This is a genomic window from Clostridium oceanicum, from assembly GCF_039521385.1.
GTDB lineage: Bacteria > Bacillota > Clostridia > Clostridiales > Clostridiaceae > Clostridium_F > Clostridium_F oceanicum.
In genome coordinates this window covers 567,010-579,121 of the sequence record NZ_BAAACG010000006.1, presented here as the reverse complement: position 1 = coordinate 579,121, position 12,112 = coordinate 567,010, and the positions used below count along the sequence as shown (strand labels likewise).

Annotated in this window: 12 protein-coding genes; 1 reads left to right on the top strand and 11 read right to left on the bottom strand. The window is 25.5% G+C overall.

What is annotated here, in order from left to right:
• Positions 1 to 22: 22 nt before the first annotated feature.
• From ABDZ71_RS06175 to ABDZ71_RS06165, 3 genes are read right to left on the bottom strand one after another with little or no spacing between them, the layout of a single operon-like run.
• Positions 23 to 1,666, bottom strand: a complete 1,644-nt coding sequence (locus ABDZ71_RS06175) for a (2,3-dihydroxybenzoyl)adenylate synthase (protein WP_343759898.1) — start codon at positions 1,664 to 1,666, stop codon at positions 23 to 25.
• Between the two features lie 12 nt (positions 1,667 to 1,678).
• On the bottom strand, positions 1,679 to 2,416 hold the full coding sequence (locus ABDZ71_RS06170) for a 4'-phosphopantetheinyl transferase family protein (protein WP_343759897.1): 738 nt from the start codon (positions 2,414 to 2,416) through the stop codon (positions 1,679 to 1,681).
• Entirely contained in the window at positions 2,417 to 3,163 is a 747-nt protein-coding gene (locus tag ABDZ71_RS06165) for a thioesterase II family protein (protein ID WP_343759895.1), read from the bottom strand.
• 224 nt (positions 3,164 to 3,387) lie between these two features.
• Here ABDZ71_RS06165 and aroF point away from each other — a divergent pair, with 224 nt between their 5' ends.
• The gene (aroF, locus tag ABDZ71_RS06160) at positions 3,388 to 4,383 is read left to right on the top strand and encodes a 3-deoxy-7-phosphoheptulonate synthase (RefSeq protein ID WP_343759893.1); all 996 of its coding nucleotides are present in this window, start codon (positions 3,388 to 3,390) and stop codon (positions 4,381 to 4,383) included.
• A 65-nt stretch (positions 4,384 to 4,448) separates the two neighbouring features.
• Here the strand turns inward: aroF and ABDZ71_RS06155 are convergent, their stop codons facing one another.
• The 8 genes from ABDZ71_RS06155 to ABDZ71_RS06120 form a co-directional block, all read right to left on the bottom strand.
• Positions 4,449 to 5,828 carry a salicylate synthase gene (locus tag ABDZ71_RS06155; RefSeq protein WP_343759892.1) on the bottom strand — a complete coding sequence of 460 codons (1,380 nt, stop codon included), beginning with the start codon at positions 5,826 to 5,828 and terminating at the stop codon, positions 4,449 to 4,451.
• Between the two features lie 208 nt (positions 5,829 to 6,036).
• Positions 6,037 to 7,770: an ABC transporter ATP-binding protein gene (locus ABDZ71_RS06150; RefSeq protein WP_343759890.1), complete on the bottom strand. Its 1,734-nt coding sequence runs from the start codon at positions 7,768 to 7,770 to the stop codon at positions 6,037 to 6,039.
• 166 nt (positions 7,771 to 7,936) lie between these two features.
• Positions 7,937 to 8,446, bottom strand: coding sequence for a hypothetical protein (locus ABDZ71_RS06145; protein ID WP_343759888.1), 510 nt, complete (start codon positions 8,444 to 8,446; stop codon positions 7,937 to 7,939).
• 45 nt (positions 8,447 to 8,491) lie between these two features.
• Entirely contained in the window at positions 8,492 to 8,971 is a 480-nt protein-coding gene (locus tag ABDZ71_RS06140) for a DUF5673 domain-containing protein (protein ID WP_343759887.1), read from the bottom strand.
• Positions 8,972 to 9,032: 61 nt separating this feature from the next.
• Positions 9,033 to 9,686, bottom strand: a complete 654-nt coding sequence (locus tag ABDZ71_RS06135) for a CatB-related O-acetyltransferase (protein ID WP_343759886.1) — start codon at positions 9,684 to 9,686, stop codon at positions 9,033 to 9,035.
• Between the two features lie 103 nt (positions 9,687 to 9,789).
• The gene (locus ABDZ71_RS06130) at positions 9,790 to 10,188 is read right to left on the bottom strand and encodes a hypothetical protein (RefSeq protein WP_343759885.1); all 399 of its coding nucleotides are present in this window, start codon (positions 10,186 to 10,188) and stop codon (positions 9,790 to 9,792) included.
• 114 nt (positions 10,189 to 10,302) lie between these two features.
• Entirely contained in the window at positions 10,303 to 10,788 is a 486-nt protein-coding gene (locus tag ABDZ71_RS06125) for a DUF5673 domain-containing protein (protein ID WP_343759883.1), read from the bottom strand.
• A gap of 81 nt (positions 10,789 to 10,869) precedes the next feature.
• Complete coding sequence (locus tag ABDZ71_RS06120; RefSeq protein ID WP_343759881.1) at positions 10,870 to 12,048, bottom strand: ABC transporter permease; 1,179 nt, start codon at positions 12,046 to 12,048, stop codon at positions 10,870 to 10,872.
• Between the last annotated feature and the right edge of the window lie 64 nt (positions 12,049 to 12,112).

Here is a 12,112-nt window from a genome sequence, read left to right as displayed (position 1 = left end):
CCTACATCCCCTTATAAATATTCTATTTATAATCTTTTGTAGCTAAATTCTTTAACTTCTCTTTATTAATTTTCCCAACACTTGTTAAAGGCCAAGATTTAATAACTTCCACTTGATCAGGCATTTTAAAAGTTGCAAGCCCTTGTTCTCTTAAAAATTTTCTAATTTCATTTATATTAAGTTTTTTATTATCTGTAATTATAAATGCACAAATTCTTTCTCCTAAACTACTATCTTTAATTCCTACTACTGATGCTTCTTTTATCATTTCATGTTTAGATAATAATTCTTCTAACTCTGAAGGTGTTATTTTTTCTCCTGCTCTATTAATTTGTTCTTTTATTCTCCCAACTATCTGATAATTACCTTCATATGTTATATAAGCTTTATCTCCTGTACAATAATATCCGTCATTTGTAAAACACTTTTTGTTTACTATAGGTAAATTATAATACCCTAAAATAGTATATGGGCCTCTAACAATAAGTTCACCAACTTCTCTTTTTTTAACATCTTCTCCATTTTCATTAACAATACGAACTTCATCACCTAAAGAAATAGGCTTACCTTGGCAATTACAAATTATATCTTTAGTATCATCTATACTTGTACAACAAATTAAACCTTCAGCAATTCCATAAACTTGCTGCAATGTACAATTAAATGAATTCATTACTTTATGAGCTGTAACAGAGTCTAATACAGATCCACCTATTTGTATAAGTTTTAAACTGGATATATCAAAATCATTTTCTAATTCTAAAAATTCCAAACATATACTAGCTAAAGCAGGAACTAAAGCAGTCATTGTAACTTTCTCTTCTTCTATAAGGGGAAGTATCTCATCTGGACTAGCTGCTTTACACATTACAACAGTTCCACCTACTGAAAATGTCCCTATCATTCCAGGACAACCTAATGGAAAATTATGAGCTATAGGAAGTACTGCTAAATATACACTATTTTCATCCATTTCACATTTATGAGCTAAAGTTTCTGCAACATATAAATAATCTGTATGACGTCTTGGAATTAATTTAGGAATACCTGTAGTTCCACCAGACAATAATAAAAATGCTATATCTTTAAAATCTATTCTCTCATCAACATTAGAATTATCATCAATATAATCATTAACAACAATATCATCAATAACAAAAATATCATTACTAATTAATGATTTAAGTGGTATAAATTCTTCTTCTTCTCCATCTACAATTACTTTATCTATCTTAGAATTTTCTCTTTTTAAATTTCTAGCTAAATCTCTATAATCATATCCTAAATGTTTATCTTTAATAATATAAGTTGTTGCTTTTGATGTTTCAAATATTCCTTTAAGTTCAGTTTCTCTATGAGCTGGCAGTGCCATTATTGGAATAACTCCCATTTTAAAAAAAGCAAATGAAATAACCACAAAAGATAAGCTATTTGGTAGTTGTAAAACTACTTTGTCTCCTTTTTTTAATCCTAATTTTTTAAATCCTTTAACAAGCTTGTCTACTTTTTGATTTAACTGTTTATAAGTAATTCTAGTATCACCATCTACAACTGCAATTTTTTCACTATAAATACTACTCCATTTTCTTAACATATTTCCTAAGTTTATATCTTTCCAATATCCTTTATCTATATATTCTTTTTCTAAAATATTATTAGTTTTCATTATATCCTCCTATCATTTTGATTTATCTAAAATACTTATAGCTGCAATATATCCTAATTGTGGTTTAAAAGTTTTTATATAGGTTTCAGTAGAATTTATAATATCCATAACCATTAGCTTATTATTCAAGCTTTTTTTTATAAAAAACGTATCTAAAGAACGACTTAACCCTGTACCTAAAGCTTTAGTATATGCTTCTTTTACAACCCAAATTTTAAAAAAACTTTTTATTTCATCTATTTTAGATTTATTACTATAACAAAGAAGATCATAAGGGTGAAAAAAAGCTTCAGAAATCTCTTTGTAATCTATGTTGTAATAAACTTTTTCCACATCAATTCCTATTTCTTTTTCTTTAGAAAATCCTATTAAAATCAATTCTTTTGAATGAGAAATATTATAATTTATTTTATATTTATTTTTTATTTTAGGTTTCCCCTTATCTCCTAAATAAAATTTAATATTTTTTATTGAAATTCCTAATGCATCTGAAAATATGTAGTTAAGCAATCCATGGGAAAGAATATACCTTTTTCTATCATCTTCAAATACAAATTTTTCTAGTTTATTCTTTTCTTTATTTGTCAAAAATCTTTTCAGATATCCTAAATTTCTAAACTCACATATATTAGCAATAACAATCATATTCATATTTCTATTTAATCTTTTTAAAATATCTAAAGAATGTATATCATTTATTAAGTTAACTCTTGATATTATTAATTTTTCATTACACCTTACTTTTTTCATTTAAACCCTCAAATATTTTGTAATTGACGAAATAACACTTTCTTTATTTGTATTTATAAACAGGTGTCCACCTTCAATCATTTCATATTTGAAAGTTTTTTTAGTTACTTTTTCCCAATCTTTAAGTTCTTTTAAAGTCATTTCTTCATCTTTAGTTCCCATAAATCCAAGTATAGGAACATCTAGTTTTTCTAAATTTTTTTTAATATAAGTTTCATCAATTTGAAAATCTGCTCTAAGCATAGGAATAAAGATCTTCATTAAATCTTTATTAGATAAAATTTCTTTTGGTGTTCCTGAAAATCTTTTTAATTCTTTAACAAATTCATCATCTTTCAAATGATAAATAGGTTTAGATTCTAAATAAAAAGGTGCTCTTCCTGCTGAAACTATTAAAGCTTTTGGTTTTATATTTAATTCTCTTTCAATTTTTAAAGTTAGTTCATAAATTATTTTAGTTCCTAAACTATGTCCAAAAAAAACAAAGGGTACATCTTTTAAATAATCTTTAATTGAATCATATATTTTCTCAATTAAATCTTCCATCTTTTTTATTGGTTTTTCACCAATCCTATTTTCTCTCCCTGGATATTGAATTGGGTAAACCCCTACATCAGAAGGAAACATATTAGTCCATTTACGAAAAACAGAGCTTCCTCCTCCTGCATAAGGAAAACAAAATAATCTCAATTTATCTTTAGATTTTGGATTATTTGATAAATATAAAGAATCTTTTTTTTCTCTCATTTATACCTCCTATTTTTTACAGGTAATTTTTTCTTATTTTCTATTATACTCTTATTGATATTGATTTTCAATATCAATAATGATAATATATATATAAACTTAACATATTTTAACAAAATCCTTTATATTATAAAATTTATTTTTATATTTTTAATATGCACACCATTTTAAGAAATATTAAATTTACACTTTACTATTCAATATATTTTAAAAGGAGGACTATAATGTTTATTATTATAGAAAAATGCAAAGCAAATATTATAGATAATATTGATTTTTATCTAACCAAATTAAATATCCCCTATCACCTATATAAAACTGATAAGGGTTCTTTTATACATGTAAAACGTACTTTGTCTACAGAAATAACTAATTATATAAAAAATAATTTTCATGTTACTTTATCATCTTCAGATTTTGGAATACTAGTAAGTAAAAAAGAAAAAGAGCAAACAATTATTAAATTAGGAGATTTAATGATAGGAGGAAAAAATCCTATATTTATTTCCGGTCCTTGTTCTGTAGAATCAGAAAACCAAATAATTGAAACTGCCAAAGAAGTAAAAAAATATGGAGCAAATATTCTTAGAGGTGGAGCATTTAAACCTAGAACATCTCCTTATGATTTTCAAGGATTAGGAAAAGAGGGTATAAAGCTATTGTACAAAGCCAAAGAAATTACAGGTTTACCTATTGTTAGTGAAATAATGTCTATTAAAGATTTACAAATGTTTATTGATTACATTGATATAATTCAAGTAGGAGCAAGAAATATGCAAAACTATGCACTATTAAAAGAGCTTGGAAAAGTAGACAAGCCTATTTTACTTAAAAGAGGTCCCAGCGCCAGCATAAAAGAATTCTTATTAAGTGCAGAGTATATAATGTTAAATGGAAATCACCAAATTATTCTTTGCGAAAGAGGTATCAAAACATTTGAAAACTATACAAGAAACACTATGGATGTTTCATCTATATCCCTTCTTAAAGAATTAACTCATTTACCAGTTTTTGCAGATCCTAGTCATGCCACTGGAAAAAGAGAACTTATAATGCCTCTAACTTTAGCTTCTACTGCAGCTGGAGCAGATGGTATAATAATCGAATCCCATATATCTCCTAAGGATGCTTTATCTGATGGAGAACAGTCAATTCTTCCAAAAAGATTAAAGAAAATAATTTCAAAATCTAATAAAATAAAATCAATACTTCAAGAATAATTATATTCTTAAAAAAAGCCTTACTTTCAAACTAAATATTTGAAAGTAAGGCTTTTTATAAAATACTATAGATTAACTAGTTGTTTTGAAACACTTCTTAGTTTTTCGCGAGTTTCTTCTAATTCACGCTCTGGTTTTGACAATTCTACAATACCAGCACCTGCACGTAGCCATGTATTTTCCTCATCTTGATATACAGAACGTAAAACCAATGATGCATCCATAGTTCCATCAAAATCATAAGTTAATACACTTCCACTATAAAGATCTCTAGCCTCATTTTCCAATCTAATTATAGCATCTATAGATTGCTTTTTAGGAATTCCAGATGCTGTTACTGCTGGAAACAGTGCATTAAAAGCATGCCATTCATTAAATTCTTCCTTTAATTTACCTTTTAATCTTGAAGCTAAATGTTGAACTGTTCCTCTTTCTAAAACAGACATGAATTTTATTACAGATACACTATTTAATTCACAAACTTTTTCAAGCTCCTCATAAGCTAATTTTACTGATACTGCATGTTCTGCTATTTCTTTTGGATCCGCTAATAATTCTTCTTTTAATTTTTTTGTTTCTTCTCTATTTTTCCCCATAGCTCTAGTACCTGCAAGAGGAAATGTACTAACATATCCATCTCTACTAACTTCTGCAACAGTCTCCGGGCTATATCCTATAACTTTTAATCCTCCTAAATTCAATGCATAGGATCTAGCAGGACTATTTTCTCTTCTCCCTATAATGTAACTATGTAACATATCAATCCTTTGATTTAATAAAATCTTTCTAGAAAGAATTACTTTTTCATATTTTCTAGATTTAATATCTTCTACTCCTTTAGATACAATATCTTTATATGTTTCTGCTTTTTGTTCAAGTATTTCTGGTACCTTTAGTTTAATTTTATTTAATTCATTTTGTAAATCCTCTTTTTTACCCAAGTTATTTTCTAACTTTTCAATAAATTTTTCTACTCTACTTAAATCTTTAGTATCTAATGCTCTAACTAAAATTTTATTTTCTACTAAACGAATATCTATCTTTGGTATAAACATCTTAATAAGTGATTTATTTTCATCTCTTAAAGGTAATTTGTAATTGTGACAAGCTAATCCAAAATTTGCAATACCATAGGCACGCCAATTTTTTAAATCTATTGATTTAAATATTTCCTTTAGTTCTATACTTATATCATTCTTTTTAAAATGCTGAATTTCTCCCATTATTTCAAGATTAATTTCATTAGGAGTAACAATAACTGTAGCAAATCTACCTATTCCTATTGATATTTCCCCTTTATTTTCATACATAACATAATCATCATAAAAATTTTTTTCACATATTTCTGTAGCCATAACAAATACATTTTTATCAAAGCAGAATTTTTTTTCATGATAAATCATTGATTTACAACTTTCTAACAAGTTTTGTGACAATTTAATCATAGTGTATCCCCCCTATTATTTTAATTTTGTTATTTTTACCAATTAAACTAATTTTATCACTAATGATAAAGATTATCAATCTCAATCAATATAATTATTTATTTCCATGTACTTTATTTAAAATTCAGGCAAAACACCAATTATAAAAACCTATCTTAATATTAAGATAGGTTTTTAATTAACCGCATTTACATATATTTAATGAGATTTATGCTGTTTGAAATTGCATATTATAAAGCTTAGCATATACTCCTTTTTTTGATAAAAGTTCACTATGGGTTCCTGTCTCTTTTATTCCTTCTTCTGTTAATACAACTATTTTATCTGCATTTTTTATAGTACTTAGTCTATGAGCTATTACTATAGTCGTTCTGTTTGTAGATAGTTTTTCTAAAGATTTTTGTATATATCTCTCACTTTCGTTGTCCAAAGCAGACGTAGCTTCATCTAATATAAGTATTGGTGGATTCTTAAGAAATACTCTTGCTATAGATATTCTTTGCTTTTGTCCTCCTGAAAGCTTTACTCCTCGCTCTCCTACATAAGTATCATATCCATCTTCAAGTCCCATTATAAACTCGTGAGCATTAGCTTTTTTAGCCGCTTCTATAACTTCTTCTTCTGTAGCATTTGAGTCACCATAAGCTATATTATCTTTTATTGTACCACCAAAAATATACACATCTTGTTGAACTATTCCAATATTTCTTCTTAAAGATTTTAACTTAATATTTTTTATATTCTGTCCATCAATTGTAACTATTCCTTTATTTATTTCGTAAAACCTTGGTATAATATTACAAAATGTAGTCTTACCACTTCCTGATGGACCAACTATAGCGACAGTTTTGCCTGCTTTTACCTTCATATCTATATTATTAAGTATAGAATTTTTTTCATCATAACTAAAAGAAACGTTTTTAAATTGTATTTCTCCCTTAGGATTTTGTATATCTATTGCATCTTTATTATCTTTTATGTCTGGATTTGTATTCATTATTTCTAAAAATCTTTCAAATCCTGATATTCCTTTTTGATACTGCTCTGTAAAATTCACTAGCTTTTCTATAGGTTTTAAAAATATATTTATGTATAGTATATAAACAACTAAATCTGCAGTTTTTATATCTCCTGTACTTATAAATATTCCACCAAACAATACTACTGAAAGATAGAGCATTCCTTGAAAGAATCCATTCATACTAAAAAAGCTTCCCATTAAGTAATAACTTTTTTCTTTTGTACTTAAGAATTCTTTATTTCCTTTACTAAATTTAATATTTTCTACATTCTCATTTGCAAAAGATTTTACAACTCTAATTCCTGATAAACTATCCTGAATCTGAGCATTTACATTTGCAATCTTAGCTCTGTTTTTCTTAAATATATATCTCATTCTTTTATTATAAAAATATGAAAAATACAACATTATTAATGTTACAAAAAGTAATATTAGTGTTATTTTCACATTTATGTTTAAAAGAAGTATGAAAGACCCCACTATTTTTAATATAGAAATAAATACATCCTCTGGTCCATGATGGGCAAGTTCTGATATATCAAACAAATCTGTAACTACTCTTGACATAAGTTTTCCTGTACTGTTGTTGTCATAATAAGAAAAAGATAGCTTTTGAAGATGAGTAAATATGTCTAATCTCATATCAGCTTCCATCCTTGCCCCCATTATATGTCCCCAAGAAGTTATATAATACTGGCAAAAAAATCTTACAACATACATTAAAAACATAAAAATACCTATTATAATAGCATATTTAAGTATTACGTTTGTATCTTTTGTGTATACATCATTTAATAGATATTTAACTATCATAGGAAATGATAGGTCTATAAAAGATAACATAAGAGCACAAAACATATCCATAAAGAACATTCTTTTATAAGGCTTGTAATAACTTATAAAGTCTTTTATTATATTCATTTTTTCTCCCCCTTACAAGAATCATAAAAACTATTATAACTTAAAAAGAGAGAAAATGATAGACTGTATTCCTTTGCAAATTCTATAAAAAATACTATTAAACAATTTTATCATATTAAATTAATCTATAAATATAAAATTAAAAATGTTTTAAAAAGTAATTTTACTAATTACAAATTGGTAACACCATATTTTTTTCAAGTATACTTTCCACTTTTTGAGTATATTCTGGTTGGATTTTTAATTTAGATACCATAGTATTTTTATTTGCTTTAAATTCTAAAAAACCATTTTTTATCTCAAATCCTATAATGTTCTCCCACTTTAAAAAGCCACATAATCCTAAACAAATTCCTTTTTCATATATAGTATAAAACCTATTTGATCCACCAAAACAAATATTCCATATGCTATAACCTACCACCCATAAAATACTAATAAAACTTCTTAAAAACTCTTGTTCTATATAACCTAAATATAAAACAAATAGTATCAATCCTATCATTAATAGGATTAATAACACTCTTAATATTTTATTAGTTATAAGATTTCTTTTAACTATAATTTTTCCTGATGAATTAGCTATTAATTTTCCTTTCCTTATGCTATATATTATAATTGTTAATAAACTTAATAAAATTATAATATAAAAAATACTAATAGCAGTAAACTTCATTATCTATCTCTCCTAGTCATATAATTAAGTACTTTTTTATTCTTACTAAAGAGCCACATTTTTTTCTAACAATTCTTCTACTGTTTTGATATTTTGTTCTTTTATTTTTATTTCCCCAGGAATACCTTTTTTATTAGTTTTAAATATTAAAGTTCCATCCTTTTTAAATTCATATTTTTTTATATCTCTCCACTTAGAAAACCCCAAAAAGCCTAAGCATAGACCTTTTTCATATATTGTATAAAACCTAGATGAAGAAAAAAAGATTATAAAAAGATAGAAAATTATAAAAGCGATGGTATTAGTAAGAATATGTAAATCTCCATCTTTACAAATAATATATATATCTATAAACATATTTACAATTAATGCCGTTATGACGATTAATAAATATTTATTATCCAATCTTTTTCTAATTATAATTTTCCCGGATGACTTATTTATAAGATGTGTTTTTACTATACTAAATATAATAAATACTATAGAAAATATTAAAATTCCAATATCTAATATGCTAATTCTCATAGTAACCTGCCCCTTTTTTCTGTCATTTTATATCCTTCTTAACTTTTTTATTGATTTCATATTAAGTTATTACACTTTTATAACTTAACTCCAATTTATCAATATTTCCTGATTGAATATATTGAATATTTTCTTGAATTTTTTTATCTGGCCAATTCCACCATTTAATTTTCATTAACCTATCTATAACACTATCATTAAATCTTTTTCTTATAACCTTTGCCGGTGTTCCGCCTACTATGGCATAAGGTGGAACATCCTTTGTAACTACAGCTCTAGCTCCAACAATTGCACCATCTCCTATTTTAACACCTGACAAAATCACAGCATCGTATCCTATCCATACATCATTACCAATTACAATATTACCTTTATTGTCCCAGGCATCTTTTGGATTTAATGTTTTATCCCATTCATCTCCAAAAATAGGGAATGTGTAAGTTGATAAAGATTTTAAGGTATGATTAGAACTATTCATAAGAAATTTTGCTTTACATGCTATAGAACAAAATTTTCCTATTATTAATTTATCATTATTTATAGGATACTGATATAATACATTATTTTTTTCAAACTCCTTTGGATCATTATAAAAATCATTGTATATTGTGTAATCACCAATCTGTATATTATCTCTTGTAATTACATTTTTAAGATATATTGTTTGATAATCATTGCTCCTTGGATATACTTTATTTAAATTTGGAATAGTCATGTTTAACTGTCTCCTCTACATTATAATTGTGTTTTATAACTATTCCTCTATTACAATGCAAATTTTCATAAAACCACCTCTTCTAAAATTATGTATAATTCTTTTACTGTAATTCTCTCTTCTTTTTAAATAATATGATTTCAAAAGCACATATTCCTAAAACAATTGGTATTCCTCTAGAAAAATTTTTATATAAATCTAATTTATTTCCTTTAAAAAAATAATCTAAAATACAAAATAAAATACCATATATAAAGAAACTATAAAGTCCTTTATATATTATCTTTTTTATATCAGCCAATTTTAAGTTTTTTAATCTAAAAAGAGTAGTACATATAATTGCTATAATTAATAAAAAAAGTACATATAAATATATAACTACAAATTTTCCTACAAACTTTCCTTTCATATCTTTATTCATCATCCATATTAAAATCACAGTTCCTATTATAAACAATATAGAAAATATTCCTATGATTTTTTCTCCTACTTTTTTTGCCATTATATACTCTCCTATGTAACATATATAATAATCTAACTACTTATAAATAATAAACAAATTAAAACTATCCTAATCTTTATACTTAAAAACTTAAGATAGTTTTAATTCTACTTTTTATGTTATTGGTAAAATTTTGTTTTTTTCTATTATTTCTTGTATTCTTTTAATACTGTTTTCTTCTATTTTCATTTTACGTACAATAATATCTTTTCTAGTTTGAATTTTTAAGAAACTATTTTCTATATCATACCCCTTAATATCTTCCCATTTAGAAAATGCGAAAAACCCTATACTAATTCCATTTTTACTTATTGTATAAAACTTAGTTGAAAAGCTAGAGACTATTTGCAAACTTAATAATGAACACATTAATATATGTAATATATCTAAAATATTAAGCATATATTCATCATAATAATCCAAAGCTCCTATACACAAAGCAGTAACTATTGTAACTAAAATCATAGTCATTGTATTTCTTCTTTTTATTATAGTTTCTCCTGACATTTTAATTATTGAATATTGATTAAAAATAAGTACACCTATAATTACAGTAAGTAGTATAAAAAACATTATTTGAATACCATGAATATTAAACATTAAATGCGACCTCTCTTTATTTTTATAAATATAACTTTATATCAGTACTATCTAATCTAAACATATCTCTATTTCCCCTAACTAAGTTCTAAATATAACTTCTTCTTTTGAGAACATATATCTTGCAAACATTATAGCTAATACTATATAAAAAGCTATCCATCCAAAAGTTATTGCTATATGAGTATAGTTATAAATTCCAGCTAAAAATTCTTTCATAAGACATACTCCATTTGTAAGTGGAATATTAAAATAAACTATTGGGATATTTTTAGCATCTTTAACCATAACCATATAAATCAATATAATTGCTATAAAACTTATAGGACTTAAATAGGTTTGGGCTTCTTTAAATGATCTTGCATAAATGCTTATAGCAAGTTGTATTGCCCCAAAAACCATTGTATATAAAACCGGTAAAATCATTATAAGAACAAAAGTTGCCGGTCCAAAGTTTAAGCCTGCCTCTCCAAACATTCCGTTAGGTTGTTTCATTGTTAATATTATTCCAATTAAATAAGCAAGAGACATAAGCATGCCCATTACTGTTATTGCAAGAAATTTTCCAATAAGTAATGATGATCTACCTGCTTTTGTTGTAAGAAGTGGTTCAAGTGTTCCTCTTTCTTTTTCACCAGCGCCAAGATCTACTGCAGCTCCTATTGTACTTGTTGCACTATAAATCATTAAAAGTAATGGAATCATCATTGAACCCATCATTTTACCAAATCCGTCTTCCTTATCTCCAATGATATTATCTGTAACATTTACTGGTGTTAATATGTCTTGACTTATATTTCTCTTTTGAAGTCTTTTTGAAACTATTTGTTTTGAATATTCTGTTATGTAATTCTTAACTACTGATACAGCAGTCATAGCATCACTACTTGAATTATCATATTTTAATTCTATTTTTTCATTAGATTCTTTAGCTATATTTTTATCAAATCCTTCTGGGATTGTAAGTTTTAAATATATATCTCCTTCTTTTATATCTTTATCAGGATTTTTAGAATCAATGACTTTCACATTTTTATGTGATGTTATAAACTTAGAAAAACTGCTATTTCCTTTATCTTCTATAGCTATCTTTAGATTATCTTGTACACTTTTCTTATCTGAATTAGTCATTTTACCAATAAAAAAAGACATAGTTGGTAAAAGAATTATTGGTATTAATATACTTAATATTATTGTTTTTTTATCTCTAAATAAATCTATAAGTTCTTTTTTTAGAACTACTGATACTATATTTTTCATATTGTCACCTACTTTTTTATATTAGTTATACTTTTTAAATTATCATATGTATTAAATTCAGTTT

Coding starts and splice junctions, on each gene's coding strand:
- ABDZ71_RS06140 (WP_343759887.1), bottom strand. CDS start 8,971: ATGAGAATTAGCATATTAGATATTGGAATTTTAATATTTTCTATAGTA.
- ABDZ71_RS06170 (WP_343759897.1), bottom strand. CDS start 2,416: ATGAAAAAAGTAAGGTGTAATGAAAAATTAATAATATCAAGAGTTAAC.
- ABDZ71_RS06175 (WP_343759898.1), bottom strand. CDS start 1,666: ATGAAAACTAATAATATTTTAGAAAAAGAATATATAGATAAAGGATAT.
- ABDZ71_RS06150 (WP_343759890.1), bottom strand. CDS start 7,770: ATGAATATAATAAAAGACTTTATAAGTTATTACAAGCCTTATAAAAGA.
- aroF (WP_343759893.1), top strand. CDS start 3,388: ATGTTTATTATTATAGAAAAATGCAAAGCAAATATTATAGATAATATT.
- ABDZ71_RS06120 (WP_343759881.1), bottom strand. CDS start 12,048: ATGAAAAATATAGTATCAGTAGTTCTAAAAAAAGAACTTATAGATTTA.
- ABDZ71_RS06165 (WP_343759895.1), bottom strand. CDS start 3,163: ATGAGAGAAAAAAAAGATTCTTTATATTTATCAAATAATCCAAAATCT.
- ABDZ71_RS06145 (WP_343759888.1), bottom strand. CDS start 8,446: ATGAAGTTTACTGCTATTAGTATTTTTTATATTATAATTTTATTAAGT.
- ABDZ71_RS06135 (WP_343759886.1), bottom strand. CDS start 9,686: ATGACTATTCCAAATTTAAATAAAGTATATCCAAGGAGCAATGATTAT.
- ABDZ71_RS06130 (WP_343759885.1), bottom strand. CDS start 10,188: ATGGCAAAAAAAGTAGGAGAAAAAATCATAGGAATATTTTCTATATTG.
- ABDZ71_RS06155 (WP_343759892.1), bottom strand. CDS start 5,828: ATGATTAAATTGTCACAAAACTTGTTAGAAAGTTGTAAATCAATGATT.
- ABDZ71_RS06125 (WP_343759883.1), bottom strand. CDS start 10,788: ATGTTTAATATTCATGGTATTCAAATAATGTTTTTTATACTACTTACT.